The sequence below is a fragment of the Mycobacterium sp. E3305 genome (genome assembly GCF_001666785.1).
Taxonomy (GTDB): Bacteria; Actinomycetota; Actinomycetes; order Mycobacteriales; family Mycobacteriaceae; genus Mycobacterium.
In genome coordinates this window covers 1-17401 of sequence record NZ_LZJA01000227.1, presented here as the reverse complement: position 1 = coordinate 17401, position 17401 = coordinate 1, and the positions used below count along the sequence as shown (strand labels likewise).

At 67.2% G+C, this 17401-nt stretch carries 21 protein-coding genes; 12 read left to right on the top strand and 9 right to left on the bottom strand.

From position 1 onward, the window contains the following. From A5701_RS21275 to A5701_RS21255, 5 genes are all read left to right on the top strand, one after another. The coding region (locus tag A5701_RS21275; RefSeq protein ID WP_067758444.1) for an alpha/beta hydrolase at window positions 1-747 on the top strand (747 nt) is incomplete at its 5' end. Then, window positions 744-1559 (top strand): NAD(P)-dependent oxidoreductase, encoded by an 816-nt coding sequence (locus tag A5701_RS21270; protein ID WP_067758441.1) that lies wholly within the window; start codon window positions 744-746, stop codon window positions 1557-1559. The genes A5701_RS21275 and A5701_RS21270, both read left to right, overlap by 4 nt. Continuing rightward, window positions 1556-2356: an NAD(P)-dependent oxidoreductase gene (locus tag A5701_RS21265; protein WP_082969803.1), complete on the top strand. Its 801-nt coding sequence runs from the start codon at window positions 1556-1558 to the stop codon at window positions 2354-2356. Before A5701_RS21270 ends, A5701_RS21265 begins: the two co-directional genes overlap by 4 nt. Before the next feature lie 112 nt (window positions 2357-2468). Beyond that, a complete protein-coding gene (locus A5701_RS21260) occupies window positions 2469-3674 on the top strand; it encodes a cytochrome P450 (RefSeq protein WP_067758435.1) in 1206 nt (401 codons plus the stop codon). Window positions 3675-3684: 10 nt separating this feature from the next. Beyond that, window positions 3685-3885, top strand: a complete 201-nt coding sequence (locus A5701_RS21255; protein ID WP_067758432.1) for a ferredoxin — start codon at window positions 3685-3687, stop codon at window positions 3883-3885. A gap of 3 nt (window positions 3886-3888) precedes the next feature. Here A5701_RS21255 and A5701_RS21250 read toward each other — a convergent pair whose 3' ends face one another. From A5701_RS21250 to A5701_RS21210, 9 genes are all read right to left on the bottom strand, one after another. Beyond that, window positions 3889-4122, bottom strand: a complete 234-nt coding sequence (locus A5701_RS21250; RefSeq protein WP_231969117.1) for a DUF1330 domain-containing protein — start codon at window positions 4120-4122, stop codon at window positions 3889-3891. A 69-nt stretch (window positions 4123-4191) separates the two neighbouring features. Next, window positions 4192-4380 (bottom strand): ferredoxin, encoded by a 189-nt coding sequence (locus tag A5701_RS21245; RefSeq protein WP_067758425.1) that lies wholly within the window; start codon window positions 4378-4380, stop codon window positions 4192-4194. Continuing rightward, a complete protein-coding gene (locus tag A5701_RS21240; RefSeq protein ID WP_067758423.1) occupies window positions 4377-5648 on the bottom strand; it encodes a cytochrome P450 in 1272 nt (423 codons plus the stop codon). Before A5701_RS21240 ends, A5701_RS21245 begins: the two co-directional genes overlap by 4 nt. A gap of 122 nt (window positions 5649-5770) precedes the next feature. Next, window positions 5771-6286, bottom strand: a complete 516-nt coding sequence (locus A5701_RS21235) for a hypothetical protein (protein WP_067758420.1) — start codon at window positions 6284-6286, stop codon at window positions 5771-5773. A gap of 17 nt (window positions 6287-6303) precedes the next feature. Then, on the bottom strand, window positions 6304-6897 hold the full coding sequence (locus tag A5701_RS21230) for a TetR/AcrR family transcriptional regulator (RefSeq protein ID WP_067758417.1): 594 nt from the start codon (window positions 6895-6897) through the stop codon (window positions 6304-6306). A gap of 118 nt (window positions 6898-7015) precedes the next feature. Next, window positions 7016-8164: a thiolase family protein gene (locus A5701_RS21225; RefSeq protein ID WP_067758413.1), complete on the bottom strand. Its 1149-nt coding sequence runs from the start codon at window positions 8162-8164 to the stop codon at window positions 7016-7018. Between the two features lie 4 nt (window positions 8165-8168). Next, complete coding sequence (locus tag A5701_RS21220; protein WP_067758410.1) at window positions 8169-8978, bottom strand: enoyl-CoA hydratase/isomerase family protein; 810 nt, start codon at window positions 8976-8978, stop codon at window positions 8169-8171. Beyond that, complete coding sequence (locus A5701_RS21215) at window positions 8975-10141, bottom strand: acyl-CoA dehydrogenase family protein (RefSeq protein ID WP_067758407.1); 1167 nt, start codon at window positions 10139-10141, stop codon at window positions 8975-8977. Before A5701_RS21215 ends, A5701_RS21220 begins: the two co-directional genes overlap by 4 nt. Before the next feature lie 109 nt (window positions 10142-10250). Continuing rightward, window positions 10251-11549 (bottom strand): amidohydrolase family protein, encoded by a 1299-nt coding sequence (locus A5701_RS21210; RefSeq protein WP_067758404.1) that lies wholly within the window; start codon window positions 11547-11549, stop codon window positions 10251-10253. A 434-nt stretch (window positions 11550-11983) separates the two neighbouring features. On the opposite strand from A5701_RS21210, the gene A5701_RS21205 reads away from it, so the two are divergent. The 7 genes from A5701_RS21205 to A5701_RS21175 form a co-directional block, all read left to right on the top strand. Further along, window positions 11984-12520: a carboxymuconolactone decarboxylase family protein gene (locus A5701_RS21205; protein WP_067758393.1), complete on the top strand. Its 537-nt coding sequence runs from the start codon at window positions 11984-11986 to the stop codon at window positions 12518-12520. A gap of 13 nt (window positions 12521-12533) precedes the next feature. After that, complete coding sequence (locus tag A5701_RS21200; RefSeq protein ID WP_067758390.1) at window positions 12534-13820, top strand: aromatic ring-hydroxylating dioxygenase subunit alpha; 1287 nt, start codon at window positions 12534-12536, stop codon at window positions 13818-13820. Beyond that, window positions 13795-14127, top strand: coding sequence for a hypothetical protein (locus A5701_RS21195; protein ID WP_067758387.1), 333 nt, complete (start codon window positions 13795-13797; stop codon window positions 14125-14127). The genes A5701_RS21200 and A5701_RS21195 overlap by 26 nt, the downstream gene beginning before the upstream one ends. A gap of 3 nt (window positions 14128-14130) precedes the next feature. Beyond that, complete coding sequence (locus A5701_RS21190; RefSeq protein WP_067758384.1) at window positions 14131-15363, top strand: amidohydrolase family protein; 1233 nt, start codon at window positions 14131-14133, stop codon at window positions 15361-15363. Beyond that, the gene (locus A5701_RS21185; protein ID WP_067758381.1) at window positions 15335-15769 is read left to right on the top strand and encodes a nuclear transport factor 2 family protein; all 435 of its coding nucleotides are present in this window, start codon (window positions 15335-15337) and stop codon (window positions 15767-15769) included. The genes A5701_RS21190 and A5701_RS21185 overlap by 29 nt, the downstream gene beginning before the upstream one ends. Next, window positions 15766-16863 carry an acyl-CoA dehydrogenase family protein gene (locus tag A5701_RS21180; RefSeq protein ID WP_067758378.1) on the top strand — a complete coding sequence of 366 codons (1098 nt, stop codon included), beginning with the start codon at window positions 15766-15768 and terminating at the stop codon, window positions 16861-16863. Before A5701_RS21185 ends, A5701_RS21180 begins: the two co-directional genes overlap by 4 nt. A 12-nt stretch (window positions 16864-16875) precedes the next feature. Next, window positions 16876-17401: acyl-CoA dehydrogenase family protein (locus tag A5701_RS21175; protein ID WP_255396803.1), on the top strand; the 526-nt coding region annotated here is incomplete at its 3' end.

Below are 17401 nucleotides of genomic sequence, written 5' to 3'. Positions count from 1 at the left end.
GACTGTCCGGGGCATCCGTCGTATTCGCTGTTGCGGACCGGCGCGGCGGCCGGATTCACCGTGGTGGCGATCGACCGGCCGGGCTACGGCAGCTCCGCGCCCTATCCGGAGGCGATGGCCGAGGGCGATCAGCGCGTCAACCTGGCGTACGGTGCGGTCGAGCGCATCCTCGGTGAACGATCAAGCGGCGCGGGCCTGTTCGTGATGGGGCATTCGGGCGGCTGCGAGCTGACGATGCGGATGGCCGCCGACGAGCGCGGTGCCGATCTGCTCGGCATCGAATTGGCCGGCACCGGTCGGCACTACCACCCCGCCGCCAAGGAGATACTCAAAACGGCGACCCGCGAACGACGTCCACCGGGCATGCGCGAGCTGCTGTGGAGCCCGGAACACCTGTATCCGCCCGAGGTTCTCGGCGGCGCGACGGTGTCCCCTTCTGCGCCTTCGTATGAGGACCAAATGGTGTCGGACTGGGCGCGCCAGACATTCCCGACGCTGGCCCCGGCCGTGCGGGTGCCTGTCCACTTCAGCATCGCCGAACACGAGAAGGTCTGGCAGGCCGACGATTCGGCGGTGCAGCAGATCACCGCGATGTTCTCCGCCGCGCCGCGCTTCACCGTGCACCGGCAGCCCGGGGCGGGACACAACATCAGCCTCGGCCACACCGCCGCGGATTATCACGCGGAGGTCCTCGCGTTCGTCGACGAATGCGTGACGGCATCGGGTTCGGAAGAGGCCACCGGATGAGGGTCGGATTCATCGGCCTGGGCAGTCAGGGCGGCCCCATGGCGAGGCGGATCGTCGAGGGCGGCTACGAGACGACGCTGTGGGCACGCCGACCCGCAACCCTCGAGGCGTTCGCCGACACCGCGGCGAAGATCGCCGAGTCACCGGCCGAGCTCGCCGCGGCCAGCGATCTGGTCTGCCTCTGCGTCGTGGGTGATGCAGACATCGAGGAGATCACGTCGGGTGAGGGCGGCGTGCTGGCCGCGATGAAGCCGGGTGGTGTCATCGCGATCCACAGCACCGTGCATCCCAACACCTGCCGGGGACTGGCGAACCAAGCCGCGGCCAAAGGGATTTCGGTGGTCGACGCGCCCGTGAGCGGGGGCGGGGGAGCCGCGTCCGAAGGGCGCCTGCTGGTGATGGTGGGCGGCGACGCCGACGTCGTCGAGCGGTGCCGCCCGGTCTTCGCCACCTATGCCGATCCGGTCGTGCACCTCGGCGAGCTCGGTTCCGGTCAAACCACGAAGCTGCTCAACAACCTGCTCTTCACCGCCCACCTGGGCACCGCGGCCACCGCGCTCTCACTGGCCGGCGCCCTCGGCGTCGACCCGGACCGTCTCACCGAAGTGGTCTCGCGCAGCAGTGGAAACAGCTTCGCGCTCAACGCCCTTGGCGGCATCGGCGGACTGGACCAGCTTGCCGGGGTGGCCGGGACGCTGCTGCAAAAGGACGTCCGCCTGGTGGTGGACCTGGCCGACCGAGCCGGCGCGAACGGCGGCGCCGTCCTGGACGCGGCCGACGCCGCGCTGGGCCTCATGGGGCATCCGAGGTGAGGGTCGGGTTCGTCGGCGCCGGACGGATGGGCCGCCCCATGGTGGCCCGACTGGTGGCGGCCGGACACGACGTCCGGGCCTTGGGCCGGACCACTGAAAAGCGAAGCGATCTCGAGCAGCTCGGTGCGCGCGCGGTCGGCGACCCGGTCGAGGCGGGTGCACGCGCCGACGTGGTGGTGCTTTGCGTGTTCACCGACGAGCAGGTGCGCGACGTATGCCTGCACGGCGGGCTGCTGTCCGCCATGCCGCCCGGGTCGGCGCTGGTGGTGCACACCACCGCCGGCCCGAACACGATCGACGCGGTCGCCACACAAGCGGAAGGCGTCGACGTCATCGATGCGGCGGTCAGCGGCGGCCCGCACGACGTGGCGGCCGGCCGGCTCACGCTGTTCGTGGGCGGCACGGAGGACGCCGTGGCGCGGGTGCGGGCGGTGCTGGCCTGCTACGGAGACCCGGTTCTCCACGTGGGCCCGCGTGGCTCCGGCCAAAAGGTGAAGCTGGTCAACAACGCGTTGTTCGCGGGCCATATCGGGCTGCTCGCGGAGGCCGTGCGATTGGGTGAGCGACTTGGCGTGCCGGAAGCGACGATGTTGGCCGCCTTGGCGCAGGGCAGCGCAACCAGTCGTGTCCTCGGCCTCGCGGCGGCGGCCGGTTCCGTCGCGTCGTTCATCGAGGTTGCCGGTGAATTCGTCCAGAAGGACGTCAGCGTGGTGCGTGGCATCGCCAGGGAATCCGGCAGCGAACTGGGCGCTCTGGATGACGCGATCAACGCCGTCGGCGTCTCGAACGGGGTTTGAGATGCCAGCGTTTCGGTCTTTCCGGTTCGTCACGAAGGTATTACCGTTACCGTTACAGTCAACGACTCGGCTGTAACGGTTTCAGCCCGCCCTCGCCGCTGAGGAGGATTCAGTGACAAAACCGAAGGTCGTCTTCGATCCGTACTCCGAGGACTACTACAACAATCCGTTCGACATCTATCGACGGATGCGCGAGGACGCGCCGCTGTACTACGACGAAAAAGAGGATTTCTACGCGTTGACCCGCCACGAAGACGTCGCGGCGGCTTTCAAAGACTTCGAGACCTATTCCTCGGCACGCGGCTGCGACCTGGCGATGGTGCGCCGGGGCATCTCGCCCGAGCAGAAGTCGATCATCTTCATGGATCCGCCGGAGCACCGCCACATGCGCAGCCTGCTCAACAAGGCGTTCACCCCGCGGGCGATCCAATCGCAGCGGGACACCGTCATCGAGGTGATCGACAAGTACCTGGGCGCCGCCGACCCGGAGAATTTCGACGTGGTCCAGGACTTCTCCGGGCCGTTCCCGGTGGAAGTCATCACCAGGATGGCCGGGGTTCCGGAGGAATACCGCCAGCAGGTGCGCCACTGGATCGACACCAGCCTGTCCCACGAACCCGGCCAGATCGAGATCAGCGAAGCCGGCATGCAGGCCAACATCGACACGGCGATGTACTACTTCAGCCTGGTGCAGGAGCGCCGCCAGGAACCGCAGGACGACATGATCAGCCGCCTGATCGCGGCCGAGGTCCCGGGCGAGGACGGCCAGCTACGCAAGCTCGACGACATCGAGATCTGCGGGTTCGCGACCCTTTTGGGCGGAGCGGGCGCCGAGACCGTCACCAAGCTGCTCGGCAACGCGGCGGTGATCTTCGCCCGTCACCCGGACCAGTGGCAGAAGCTACAGGAGGATCGCGACAAGATCCCGGGCGCGGTGGAGGAGCTGCTGCGCTACGAGGGGCCGGTGCAGTACAACGTCCGCTACACGCTCAAAGAGGCGCACGTCAGCGGTGGCGTGATCCCTCCGGGCAAGCCGGTGTTTCTCTGTGGCGCGGCAGCCAACCGCGATCCGGAGGCCTTCACCGACGCCGACACGTTCGACATCGAGCGTGACCAGACCGAGGCCCAGCACCTTGGCCTCGGGTATGGGATTCACAGCTGCCTCGGCGCCGCGCTGGCACGCATGGAAAGCAGGATCGCGCTCGAGCGGCTCCTCGACTTCATGCCGCGCTACGAGGTGGACTGGGCGGGCTGCAAACGGGTAACCATGCAAAACGTCGCGGGCTGGAAGAACGTGCCCGTCAAGGTGCTTCGGTAAGGGGGTTGCGGTGACGAAGAAGATCGAAGTCGATTGGGGGCTCTGCGAGAGCAACGGCGTCTGCATGGGCATCAACCCGGAGATCTTTGTCCTCGGCGACGACGACATGCTGACCGTCTTGCAGGAGGAAGTCACCCCGGAGAACGAACACGACGTTCGTGAGGCCGTTCGTCAGTGCCCGCGGCAGGCCATTTCGATTGTGGGCGAGTAGCGATCAGAATCCGGAAAGGATGACGGCGTTGCAGTCCGCCGCTTCCTGCCGAAGTTTCGCCGCCTTCTGGTAGCCCTCGGACTCGTACCACGCGCGGGCCGCGTCCACCGATTCGAATTCCAGCACGACGGTCTGGTCGCCGTGCCAGCTGCCCTCGATCACCTGGGGAGCCGCGTCCACCGCCAGAATGGTGGCCCCGGCCATCGCCGAACCGGCCGCCTGCGCATAGGCCTTCATACCCTCCGGATCCTTGATGGCTTCCGTGAGGATGACGTACCCTTTCGCCACTGAATCTCCTTGACTGGATTAGGTTTTGCTGATCGCCTGCTCGGGACAGCACTCGATGGCCTCTTGGGTGGCCGCTTCGAATTCCGTTGGGACGTCGGATGCTATCGCCTCGGCGTAGCCGTCGTCGGTGAGGCTGAAGACTTCTGGGCACAGCGTCGTGCAGACGCCGTGGCCGCGGCAGCGCTGGTCGTCGACGGTGACTTTCATGTCCGCGTGAACTCCAGGTGCAGCTCGGTCAGGCCGCGCAGGATGTAAGTCGGAACGTATTGGTAGCGGCGGTCATTCGCCGGGCCGTGCGCCTTCTCGTCGATCCGGATATCCGACGTCCGGTCGAGCAGGCGCTCGATCGCCACCCGTGTTTCGGCGCGGGCCAGCGGGGCGCCGGGGCAACTGTGGATGCCGCGCCCGAACGAGATGTGCTGACGGGCGTTCTTGCGGGCCGGGTCGAAGGTGGCGGGATCGTCGAACCGGCGGGGGTCGCGGTTGGCGGCCGCCTGCACGACCATCACGGTGGTTCCCGCCGGCAGGTCGACGCCCCCGACGTTGGCGGGCACCCGGTTCAATCGGAAGTCGCCCTTGACCGGGCTCTCGTGCCGCAACGACTCCTCGATGAAGTTGGGGATCAGGCTCCGGTCCTTGCGCAACTGAGCCTGAATGTCCGGCCGCTCCCCGAGGGTCTGCAGGGCCGCGCCAAGCAGCCTGACGGTGGTCTCCTGGCCCGCCGAGAAGACGTTGCTGGCGACGCGGGCCACGTCTTCGACGTCGGGCGTCGAGCCGTCCGGGTAGGTGGCGGTGGCCAGCCCGGTCAGCACGTCGTCGCGCGGCTCGCGCCTGCGGTCACGGACATAGTCGGAGAAGAGACCGTAGAGGAATTCCAGCGGGCTGTGCGCCAGCGAGCCCTTGGTGCCCCCGACGCCGCCACCGGAATGGTCGCGGATCCCCTTGACGAACTTGTCGCGATCCTCCTCGGGCACGCCGAGCAGGTCGGCGATGACCAGCAGCGTGAACGGGCCGGCGAAGCCCTTGATCCAGTCGCCGTGCCCTGGCGCGAGGAACGTGTCGAGCACCTGGTCGGCGAGCACCCACATGGCGTCCTCGTTCTCCTTGAGGCGCTTCGGGGTGATCAGCCGCATCAGCAGCGAGCGGTGGTTGGTGTGGGTCGGCGGATCGAGGGTGGGCAGCTGGTCGCTGAACGGCAACTCGTCGCGGTGCTTTTCGATCAGCTCGGTGATGTCGTCACCCTCCAGAGGCACCGGGAAGCCGGGAAACGGACCGGTCACCGAGATGCAGGAGGACCACGTCTCGGCGTCGTTGAGGACCGCGCAAGCCTCGTCCCAACCGGTGATCATCGTGACGTCGTGATGGGGTTCGCGCGTCACCGGGCACTGGCGGCGCAGCGCCTCGTAGTAGGGGTACGGGTCCTCGATGAGCTCGCTGCCGCGGAAGAAGTCCAACTCGGAGAATTCGTTCGCCATCTCCTGCTCCTTGAATCTCGGCTAGTGAGAACGTGCCTCTCGCAGATGAGTATTACATTTCCATACGGCCTGGTGGTCGTCAACGAGGGGGCATCGGAGCGGGCGCGGGCGCCGACTGCCCGTCAGCCGGCGGGGATCAGGTCGGCGGCCACCGATGGCCATGCGAGCAGCCCGCTGCGGAAGGTTTCGACCTGACCGATCGAGCTGTCCGGGAGAGCGGCGGCGGCCAGGGCCTGGGCCTTGAACGTGCGGGCGGCCATGCTCAGCCGGTGCTGCACCAGGCCAACGCTGTCGTCGAGTTCGGCGGGCCACGTCTCCCCCCACAGCGTGACCTCGGTGACCCCGTGGTCCAGGGCCTGCAGCACCCCTTGCCGTACCCGCGAGTCGCATCCGAACAGGTCAGCCGCGGCGGCCAGGGCCTGGGGACGAGGACGCGACTCCACCGACGCCAAAGCGTCTTCGAGGTCGACCACCCGGGCGCCCAGGATCTCCAGCGGCCGGTCGTCGGCGTGGCCGGCCAGGTCGGCCAGCAGCACGGTGACGTCCCACCCCGCCATCGCCCGGTCGAAGAGCCAGCCGCCGGCGAACCGCACCACGTCGACCGCGGTGCCCGCGACCACGTCGAGCCGGTATCTCATGTCCTCGCGCGGCCCTTCTACGGGGCGAAGTCCCGCGCCAGCGTCTCGGCGTACTGCTTGAACACCTCGGTTAGCGGTATCGATGGATCGAGCAACCATGTGGTTTCCATTCCGTGGACGAAGGCGAGAATCTCTACCGCCTTGACGGCGGGGTCGACGTCCGCCCGGTACCGGCCATCGGCCTGCCCGCGGCGGATGAGGTCGGCGACGATGTCGGTCGCGGCGCGGTGCCGGGCCAGCATCCGGTCGTGCAGTGGAGCGTCGGGAAGGATGTTCTCCACCAGCAACACCGTGAACGTTCCGACGAGTTCCGGTGCCCGGCTGAACCGGTCGGCGACCTGCGCGATCTGGGCGAAGAGATCACCGGTCCGGTCGGCGTGCAGGTCGTCGTCGAGGTCGCGGGCGTCGAGGACGGCATGCAGCAGCTGCTCTTTGGACTCGAAGTGATGCAGCAATCCCGCGGGGGTGACCCCGGCCTCGCCGGCGATCTGGGCCAGGGTCGTGCTGCGCCAGCCGTTGCGGGTGAGCAGCCGTTGCGCGACGTCGAGGATCCGCTGCTTGCGGTCCTCACCTTTGGCGAGCAACGTGTCGTAACGCCGTGCGTCGGGCACCGGACTCCTTCGGCCGATCGGCGGGCGGAACCAACCTAGTGAACACACAGTAGGTTAGTTTGGCCGCTGCGACAAGGGTCACGCAGGAGACCTTTTTCGGCGCGCGGCGGCGCCGTCGCTAGCGGACCAGCTCGACCAGGGTGGCGTTGGCGGTCCCGCCACCCTCGCACATGGTCTGCAGCCCGTAGCGGATTCCGTTGGCGCGCATATGGTGCGCCATCCGCGTCATCAACACGGCCCCGGATGCGCCCAGCGGGTGCCCCAGAGCGATGGCGCCGCCGAGCGGGTTCACCCGCTCGGGTTCGGCCCCCGTCTCGGCGAGCCAGGCGAGCGGCACCGGCGCGAAGGCCTCGTTCACCTCGAACGCGCCCACCTCGGAGAGTGGGACCCCGGCCTTCTTCAGCACCTTTTCGGTCGCAGGGATGGGTCCGGTGAGCATGAGGACGGGATCGGCGCCGGTCACCGCGCCGGCCAGATACCGCACCAACGGGGTGAGCCCCAGTTCGACCGCCATCTCCGCGGTCGTCACCAGCAGCGCGGCGGCGCCGTCGGAGATCTGCGAGGAGTTGCCCGCGTGGATGACGCCGTCTTCGGTGAAGGCGGGCTTGAGTCCGCTGAGTTTCTCGACCGTGGTCCCCCGCCGCACTCCCTCGTCGGCGGCGACGACCGTGTCGTCGCCGGTGAACACCGGCACGATCTGGTCGGTGAACGCGCCGGCGTCCTGGGCCGCCGCGGCCCGTTCGTGGGATTGGGCGGAGTACTCGTCGAGCCGGGTGCGGGAAAAACCCCACTTCTTGGCGATCATCTCCGCCGACAGGCCCTGGTTGAAGGAGAAGTCGTCGTAGCGGGCGAGAACCTTGGGGCCGTACGGCATGCCGGTCGCCCGGGCCGAGCCGAGCGGGACGCGGCTCATGACCTCGACACCGCCTGCGACCACGACGTCCTGTTGGCCGGACATGACCGCCTGCACGGCGAAGTCGAGCGCCTGCTGGCTCGAGCCGCACGCGCGGTTCACGGTGGTCCCGGGGATGGTCTCCGGCCAGCCGGCGGCCAGGACCGCGTAGCGGCCGATGTTGCTGGACTGGTCGCCGACCTGGGACACACATCCCCAGATCACGTCGTCGACCATCTCCGGGCCGACTCCCGTGCGTTCCAGCAGTTCGTTGAGGACGACGGCCGACAGGTCCGCGGCGTGCATCCCGGCCAGGCCGCCGTTGCGCTTGCCCACCGCGGTGCGCACGGCTTCGACGATGACTGTTTCCCGCATTTCCCTACTCCGCTTCCTTGGATTTCGATAGCGCCCACCGGCCAGTAAACGACGGCTCCCGCCGCTGCGCGAAGGCGGCATAGGCGGCGGACGCGTCGGCCGTCGCGAAATTGCCGACCTGGGCGCGGGCCTCGTTGGCCAGTGCGTCGCGCAACGTGCTGTCCGCACCCTCGTTCAGCAGGGCCTTGGTGTGGGCGAGGGCGATCGGCGGGCCGGCCGCCAGCCGGTGGGCGAGATCGTCGACGAAGGCGTCGATCTCCGCGGCCGGCACCAGCCACGTCACCAAGTTCAGCGCGCGCGCCTCCTCGGCGTCGATCGTCTCGGCGAGCAGCGCGAGCCGCTTGGCCTGTTGCAGGCCAACGAGTTTGGGCAGCAACCACGATCCGCCGAGGTCGATCGACAGACCACGCTTGGAAAAGATCTGGCAGAACTTCGATTCCGGCGTTGCCACGACGAAGTCGCATCCCAGCGCGAGATTCCATCCCGCCCCGACGGCCACTCCGGCCACCTTGGCGATGGTCGGCATCGCAAGCTCGTGCAGGGCCAGCGCCACGTCGGTCAAACGCTGCAGCTTGTAGGTCGGATGAATGTCGTCGGGGACCGAGATGTCCGCGCCGGAGCAGAAGCTGCCGCCGGAGCCGGTGAGCACGAGCGCGCGCACGCCGCGGTCGTGGCCGGCGGCCTGCAGCGCGTCCCGCAACGCGATCCACAGTTCGGGGTTGATCGCATTCTTGCGGCGCGGGCGGTTGAGCGTGAGCGTGCGTACGCCGTCGCGGTCCTCGGACAGCAGCACGTGCTCGTCGGGCGCGGTCAATAGCTCCTCGGCAGTTTCAACACGTTGGATCCCAGGAAGTTCAGGATCATCTCCTGGCTGACCGGCGCGATCTTCATCAGCCGGGCCTCGCGGAAGTAGCGGGTGATGTGGTACTCCTCCGCGTAACCCATGCCGCCGTGGGTTTGCAACGCCCGGTCCGCGGCGGTGAAGCCGGCGTCGGCGCACAGGTATTTCGCGGTATTCGCCTCGCGCCCACAGGGTTTGCCGTTGTCGTACAGCCAGGTCGCCTTGCGCAGCATCAACTCGGCGGCGTCGAGGCGTGCCAGCGAGTCGGCGAGCGGGAATTGCAGGCCCTGGTTCATGCCGATGGGCCGGCCGAAGACCTCACGCTCGTTGCCGTATTTCACCGCCTTGTCCAGCGCCACCCGGCCGATGCCGAGCGCCTCGGCGGCGATCAGCATCCGCTCCGGGTTGAGGCCGTCCAAGATGTACTGAAATCCCTTGCCCTCCTCGCCGATTCGGTCCTCGACCGGAACCTCGAGATTGTCGATGAACAATTCGTTGGAGCTCACCGCGTTGCGGCCCATCTTGCGGATGGGGCGGACGTCGACCCTGCTGCGGTCGAGGTCGGTGATGAACAACGTCATCCCATCGGTCTTCTTGGACACTTCCTCGTAGCTCTGGGTGCGGGTGAGTAGCAGGATCTTGCCCGACTCCATGGCTTTGGAGATCCACACCTTGCGGCCGTTGACGATGTAGCGGTCGCCGTCGCGTTTGGCGAAGGTGGTGATGCGCGAGGTGTCCAGCCCCGCACCGGGTTCGGTCACGCCGAAGCAGACGTGCACCTCGCCGGTGGCGACCTTGGGCAGCGTGCGCGCCTTGAGTTCGTCGGAGCCGTGCACCACCACCGGTTGCATGCCGAAGATGGACAGGTGAATCGCGCTGGCGGCGTTCATGGCGCCGCCGGACTTCGCGACCTCTTCCAGCAGGATGGTGGCTTCGGTGATCCCGAGGCCGTGACCGCCGTACTCGGCGGGGATCGTCATGCCGAGCCAGCCGCCGTCGGCGATGGCCTGATAGAACTCGGAAGGGAATTCGTGGGCCTGGTCTTTTTCCATCCAGTACTGGTCGTCGAACTTGCGCGCCAGCTCGGCGACGGACCGGCGGATCAGCTCCTGATCATCGGTCAGCTCGAAGTTCATTCCGGCGCTGGGCATTGGCGCACCTCCATCAAGCGCGAGCAGACGCAGAATCGCACGATCGCGGCCCGCGCAGTGCGATTCTGCGTCTGCTCGCCCGGGAACGGGACCGTTAATCCTTGTTGCCGCTGAGGGCCTTCGCGTTGGCCGCGAATTCCGCGAAGGACGAGCCGCCCCGGCTGTCCTTGTCGTGGCCCTTCGCCTTGATGGACACGTCGTGCCCCTCGGCGGCCTTGCGCAGCGCACCGACCGTCGCCTGTTCGCGCGAAATGTGCGTGAACGGGTCGAACGAGTACCAGCGCATGGCGTTCTCGTGCGTCATCTTGTTGATCTCATCGTCGGGAACGTTGTTGATGCTCAGTACGTCCCACAGCTCTTCCGGCGCGCCCGGCCACATCGAGTCGCTGTGCGGGTAGTCGGCTTCCCAGCAGATGTTGTCGATGCCGATCATGTTGCGTAGCGCCACGCCCACCTTATCGCTGATGAAGCAGGTCAGGAAGTGGTCGCGGAAGACCTCGCTGGGCAGCTTGCCCTTGAAGTTCTGGTGCGTCCAGGCGGAGTGCATCTCGTAGGTCCGGTCGGCGCGCTCGAGGAAGTAGGGGATCCAGCCCGTTCCGCCCTCGGACAGCGCGATTTTCAGGTCCGGGTACTCCTTGATCGGCCGCGACCACAACAGGTCGGCGGCGGCCTGCACGATGTTCATCGGCTGCAGCGTGATCATCACGTCCATCGGCGCGTCCGGCGCGGTGATGGCCAACCGGCCCGAGGACCCGATGTGCACGTTCATCACGGTGTCGGTCTCCACCAACGCTTTCCACAGCGGGTTCCAGTACTCGTCGTGGAAACTGGGATAGCCCATCGCGGCCGGGTTTTCGGTGAAGGTCAGCGCGTGCACGCCCTTCTTCGACACCCGCCGTACCTCGGCGGCGCACGCCTCGGCATCCCAGATCACCGGGATCGCCATCGGGATGAAGCGCGCGGGATAGGCGCCGCACCACTCGTCGATGTGCCAGTCGTTGTAGGCCTGCACCAGCGCGATCGAGAAGTCGTTGTCGTCGGTGGCGAACAGCCGCCCGGCGAAACCCGGGAAGGACGGGAAGCAGATCGAGGCCAGGATGCCGCCGGCGTTCATGTCCTTGACGCGCTCGTCGACGTTGTAACAACCCGGCCGGATCTCGTCGAGCCCCGTCGGCTCGATGCCGTACTCCTCCTTCGGCCGACCGGCGACGGCGTTGAGCGCGACGTTGGGGATGACGGTGTCGCGGAACTTCCACATGTCCGAACCGTCGGCGTTGTGCACCAGCCGCGGCGCGTCGTCCTGATACTTCTTCGGCAGGTGGTTCTTGAACATGTCCGGCGGCTCAACGGTGTGGTCGTCGACGCTGATCAGGATCATGTCTTTTTTGTTCATGGCCGTTGCCCTTCCGTCGGGTCCGCCTATCCGGTTCCGCTCCCACGCAGCCTCGGCGAATCGCTGTCCCGTGCCAAGATCACTGAAATGAAAACTATCTTCTCGCCAAGCGAGAATCAACATCCAGCCGACGCCACGACCGGCTTTCGCCCGCCCCACCGGTGGCGGAACACGCCCATAAACCGCCCGCCCCGGGACGAGGACGCGCCGAGGTAGCCGGCCTCGTTGTCGGCGAGCCCCGCGCGGCCGCGGACATTTTCGCAGGAAGGGAGCCGTTTTGGACGCCGCGTGCGCGCGCGGCATCCCGGCCGGGCGAGACCCCTCCCGCCGGCATTGACCGGCCGCGCGATTCGTGCAACTCTATTGGTTGTAAATGAGAATCTGATTCTCCCTGGCCGAGAGGTGGCGGGGAGGATGGCGAGAGGAGAGCTCGGATGCGGTTGCCGCCGCTGCCGGCCGATCAGTGGGACGAAACCACCCACAAGGCGCTCTCGGCGATGCGTGACCCGGCTGCCAACAACGCGCTCAGCACCCTCGCCCGCCACCCGGCGCTGGCCAAGGCGTTTCTGCGGTTCAACGTTCATCTCTTGACCTCGTCCACGCTGCCGGCGCGCGTCCGCGAGCTGGCCATCCTGCGCGTGGCGCATCGTCGCGAATGCGCCTACGAGTGGTCTCACCACGCCCGCATGGCCAGGGACGAGGGAATCACCGACGATCAGATCGCCGCCGTAGTTGGTGATGCCGGCGAGAGCGCCGGCGACTTGGACGAGTTCGATCGCGCGGTGATCACCGCCGTCGACGAACTTGACGACAAATCGCGACTGTCCGACGAGACCTGGGCCGCGCTCGGCGAGCGCCTCGACGACCGGCAGCGGATGGATTTCGTCTTCACGGTCGGCTGCTACGCCACGCTGGCCATGGCCTTCAACACTTTTGGCGTACAGCTCGAAAACGCCGATCGGAACCACTGAGAGAGGTAGAAAGGTGCCCCACTTCCCCAAGCCGGCCGCAGGCAGCTGGACAGAGAACTACCCCGAACTCGGCACGGCGCCTGTCGATTACACCGACTCGATCGATCCGGCGTTCTTCGACGCCGAGCGCGACGCCGTCTTCAGGAAGACCTGGCTCAACGTCGGGCGGATCAATCGCCTCCCGCGCACCGGCAGCTACTTCACCCGGGAACTGCCGTCGGCGGGCAAGGGCACGTCGGTCATCATCGTCAAGACGAAGGACGGATCGGTCAAGGCGTATCACAACGTCTGCCGCCACCGCGGAAACAAGTTGGTGTGGAACGACTTCCCGAACGAGGAGACCTCCGGTACCTGCCGGCAGTTCACCTGCAAGTACCACGCCTGGCGCTACAGCCTCGACGGTGAGCTGACCTTCGTCCAGCAGGAAGACGAGTTCTTCAACCTCGACAAGGGCAACTTCGGCCTGGCGCCGGTCCGATGCGAGGTGTGGGAAGGTTTCATATTCATCAACTTCGACCAGAACGCGGCGCCGCTCGTCGACTACCTCGGGCCACTGGCCAAGAGCATCGAGGGCTACCCCTTCGGCGAGATGACCGAGACGTACTCCTACCGCGCCGAGGTCGGCAGCAACTGGAAGCTGTTCATCGACGCGTTCGTCGAGTTCTACCACGCGCCGATCCTGCACCAGGGCCAGTACACCAAGGAAGAAGCCGCCAAGATCCAGAAGTACGGCTATGAGGCGCTGCACTACGAGTTGGCCGGCCCGCACAATCTGCAGTCGACGTGGGGCGGCCAGGCGCCGCCCCCGGACATGTCCATGGTGAAGCCGATGGACCAGGTGTTGCGCAGCGGCCTGTTCGGCCCATGGGACAAGCCGGAGATCATCGAAAACCTCGACCTGCCACCGGGCGTCAACGTGAAGAGGGTGCCGCAGTGGGGCATCGACTCGTGGCTGTTCTACCCGAACTTCATGCTGCTGATCTGGGAGCCGGGCTGGTATTTGACCTACCACTACTGGCCGACCGCCGTGGACAAGCACATCTTCGAGTGCACGCTGTATTTCGTCCCGCCGCGCAATGCGCGGGAGCGGCTTGCCCAGGAGTTGGCCGCCGTGACCTTCAAGGAGTACGCGCTGCAGGACGCCAACACGCTGGAAGCGACCCAGACCATGATCGGCACGCGGGCCGTCACGGAATTCCTGCTGTGCGACCAGGAAGTCTTGATCCGTCATCTGCACAAGACGACCGGTGACTACGTCAAGGAGTATCAGAACAATGGCCACGTCGCTGCTGCCCGCTGAATTCGCCGACCTCGAGCCCTTTTTGGGCTGGGACCTGGCCACCGAACCCGAGCGCTACGCCAAGCGGCTGTCCTCGACGATGGCCGAGATGCAGGCCTTCTACGACGTGGCCTTCCCCCGCCTCGACGACGTGATCGCCTACTGTGACAGGTACCCACTCGACGATCTCCCCGAGGACGCAAAGGCTCTCATGCACATGATGCAGTCGCTCGTCATGGTGTCGTTTCCGATCGAGGCCTGGAAACAGCCGAGGGTGCCCGACAGCGGCGCGGCCTGGGTGGAGTGCATCCGGGAGCCGGTGATCTGACCGGTGTTGACGCTCAAGGCCGCCGGGCTGCTCGATGTCGACGCCGGCGAGATCGTCTCCCCCGGCGTCGTCCAGGTGGAGGGCGACCGGATCGTGCGGGTCGGCGGCGAGCCGGAGGGCGAGCTCGTCGACCTCGGCGAGGCGATCCTGCTGCCGGGGCTGATGGACATGGAGGTCAACCTGTTGATGGGCGGCCGCGGCGAAAAGCCCGGCCTGTCCCAGGTTCAGGACGACCCGCCGACGCGGGTGTTGCGCGCGGTCGGCAACGCGCGGCGCACGCTGCGCGCCGGATTCACCACCGTGCGCAACCTCGGCCTGTTCGTCAAGACCGGCGGCTACCTGTTGGACGTCGCGCTGGGCAAGGCCATCGACGCGGGCTGGATCGACGGTCCGCGCGTGGTGCCGGCCGGGCACGCCATCACCCCCACCGGCGGCCACCTGGACCCCACGATGTTCGCGGCGTTCGCGCCCCACGCGCTGGAGCTGACCGTCGAAGAGGGCATCGCCAACGGCATCGACGAAATCCGCAAGGCCGTGCGCTACCAGATCAAACACGGCGCCGAGCTGATCAAGGTCTGTTGCTCGGGCGGGGTGATGTCGCTGACCGGTCCGCCTGGCGCACAACACTATTCCGACGAGGAACTGCGCGCGATCGTCGACGAGGCGCACCGGCGCGGGCTGCGCGTCGCCGCGCACACGCACGGGGCCGAGGCGGTCAAGCATGCCGTCGACGCCGGCATCGACTGCATCGAGCACGGCTTCTTGATCGACGACGAGGCGATCGCGTCCCTGGTCGAGCACGGCACCTTCCTGGTCAGCACCCGGCGCCTCGCCGACGGGGACGCCATGGACGTTTCGCACGCCCCGCCCGAGCTGCAGGCTAAGGCGGCCGAGATGTTCCCGAAGGCGCGCACCTCGATCGTGGCGGCGTACGAGGCGGGCGTGAAGATCGCGGTGGGCACCGACGCGCCCGCGATCCCGCACGGCCGCAACGCCGACGAACTTGTCACCCTTGTCAACTGGGGGCTGCCGCCGCTGGCGGTGCTGCGGGCGGCCACGGTGACCGCGGCCGAGCTGATCAACTCGACCGATCGCGGCCGGCTCGCGGCGGGTCAGCTCGCCGACATCATCGCGGTGCCGGGAAACCCCTTGGAAGACATCACCGTCACCCAGCACGTGAGCTTTGTCATGAAAGGCGGCAAGGTCTATGTCGACAAATCAGCAAACTCGAATTGACGACCTGGTCGAGATCCAGCAGCTGCTCGCCCGCTACGCGGTCACCATCACCCAAGAGGACATCGACGGGCTGATCGGCGTCTTCACCCCAGACGGCACCTACAGCGCCTTCGGCTCAACCTACAAGCTGGACAGGTTCCCCGAATTGGTCGCCGCCGCCCCAAAGGGATTGTTCCTCACCGGAACCGCCTTGATCGAGAACCTCGATGGTGACTCCGCGAGCGGCACCCAGCCGCTGTGCTTCATCGACCACGCCACCCACGACATGCGGATCGGCTACTACCGCGACACCTACTCCCGCACCCCGGACGGGTGGCGGCTGAAAACCCGTGCCATGACGTTCATTCGCCGCAGCGGCGTGCACGACTCCGGGCGCCCGCACGCCGTCGGCCGCCCCGCGCCGTGAATGTCGAGGAGTTCCGGGCGGGCCTGCGATGGTGGCTTGACGACAACGACCTGACCCCGGGACCCGACCACTCGCTACAGGGCCACATGCGGCAGTTCGCCCGGGTCAGCCGCGCGCTCTACGACGCCGATTGGATGCGCTACGGCTGGCCCGCCGAGGTCGGTGGATTGGGTGGCCCCGCGGTGCTGCGTGCGATCGTGGGCGAGGAGGTGGTTGGTCGCCGCCTCGCCGAACCCGGCCCCTATTCGATGCTCGAGGTGCTCGCACCCACGATGATCGACTACGCCCCGCCGGAGCTCGCCGCCGAAATGGTGCCGCGGCTGCTGAGCGGCGAAGAGCAATGGTGTCAAGGCTTTTCCGAACCGGGGTCGGGCAGCGACCTGGCCTCGCTGACCACCCGTGCGACGCAGCAAGGCGACAACTGGATCGTCAACGGGCAGAAGGTGTGGACCAGCTTCGCGCAGTTCTCGTCGCGCTGCGTCCTGCTCACCCGCACCGGACCGGGCCACGACGGGATCACCGCCTTCTTCGTCGACCTCGACACGCCCGGCATCACCATCCGGCCGCTCCGGACGATGCACGGCGTGGACGAATTCTGCGAGGTCTACTACGACGACGTGGTGATCCCTGGCAGCCGGATGCTCGGCCGACCGGGCGACGGCTGGCGACTCGCCATGGACCTCCTCCCGTATGAGCGGTCCACCTGCTTCTGGCAGCGAATCGCCTACCTGTACTCCCGCTTCGACGAACTCATCGTGCAGGCGTCGGCCGCCGGCGATCCCAGCGAATCCGCCTTGGGCGCGGCGTATCTGGCGCTGCACACACTGCGCTGCCGGTCCCGCGACACCCAGTACCGGCTGCGCGACGGGGCACGCCTGGGACCGGACACGTCCATCGACAAGGTGCTGCTGGCCGGCGCGGAGCAACGGCTCTACGACACGGTCCGCGACCTGCTGCCCGGAGTGCTCGAACTCGACGACACACCGTGGCGCGCGGAATACCTGTACTCACGCGCGGCCACCATCTACGGCGGGACCGCCGAGATTCAGCGCAATATCATCGCCCGCCGGCTGCTCGACCTCGGGAAGGAGTGAACCGTGGACGGCATGACGGATCCCGAGTCGCTGCGCCTGCTGGAAGGTTCGCTACGGACGACGATGGCGGCCGCGTCGGGGGTCAAGCTCGATGCGGCGCTGACCGACCTGGGCTGGCGGGACATGCTGGACGAAATGCCCGATGTCGCCGTCCCTTTGGTATTCCGGCTGCTTGGCGAGACCGGCGCCCACGCCCCGGTCCTCAACGACGTGGTGTTACGCGAGTCCGGCGCCGCGCCCGGCGACACCATGCCGCTACCGTTCGCCGGCGGCTCCTGGGTGATTTGGGGGCGCGGCGAGGTCGCCGGTTCGGCGATCGACGAGTTGCTGCCGATACACCGCGTCGCACATGGGGACTCGTTGACCCGGCCGGCCCTGGACGCGGGCAGGCGGGCATTGGGCTGGTGGTTGGTCGGCGCCGGCCGGGCCATGCTGGCGCTGGCGCGCCGGCACGCTTTGGACCGCGTCCAGTTCGGCCGTCACATCAGCTCTTTCCAGGCGATCCGGCACCGGCTGGCCGAGACGCTGGTCGCGATCC

What these genes read in the sequence shown, in the direction of transcription:
- A5701_RS21270 (WP_067758441.1), top strand. Translation starts at nt 744, where the DNA reads ATGAGGGTCGGATTCATCGGCCTGGGCAGTCAGGGCGGCCCCATGGCG.
- A5701_RS21250 (WP_231969117.1), bottom strand. Translation starts at nt 4,122, where the DNA reads ATGAAGGCCTATGCGCAGGCGGCCGGTTCGGCGATGGCCGGGGCCACC.
- A5701_RS21245 (WP_067758425.1), bottom strand. Translation starts at nt 4,380, where the DNA reads ATGAAAGTCACCGTCGACGACCAGCGCTGCCGCGGCCACGGCGTCTGC.
- A5701_RS21240 (WP_067758423.1), bottom strand. Translation starts at nt 5,648, where the DNA reads ATGGCGAACGAATTCTCCGAGTTGGACTTCTTCCGCGGCAGCGAGCTC.
- A5701_RS21235 (WP_067758420.1), bottom strand. Translation starts at nt 6,286, where the DNA reads ATGAGATACCGGCTCGACGTGGTCGCGGGCACCGCGGTCGACGTGGTG.
- A5701_RS21225 (WP_067758413.1), bottom strand. Translation starts at nt 8,164, where the DNA reads ATGCGGGAAACAGTCATCGTCGAAGCCGTGCGCACCGCGGTGGGCAAG.
- A5701_RS21215 (WP_067758407.1), bottom strand. Translation starts at nt 10,141, where the DNA reads ATGAACTTCGAGCTGACCGATGATCAGGAGCTGATCCGCCGGTCCGTC.
- A5701_RS21210 (WP_067758404.1), bottom strand. Translation starts at nt 11,549, where the DNA reads ATGAACAAAAAAGACATGATCCTGATCAGCGTCGACGACCACACCGTT.
- A5701_RS21205 (WP_067758393.1), top strand. Translation starts at nt 11,984, where the DNA reads ATGCGGTTGCCGCCGCTGCCGGCCGATCAGTGGGACGAAACCACCCAC.
- A5701_RS21195 (WP_067758387.1), top strand. Translation starts at nt 13,795, where the DNA reads ATGGCCACGTCGCTGCTGCCCGCTGAATTCGCCGACCTCGAGCCCTTT.
- A5701_RS21185 (WP_067758381.1), top strand. Translation starts at nt 15,335, where the DNA reads ATGTCGACAAATCAGCAAACTCGAATTGACGACCTGGTCGAGATCCAG.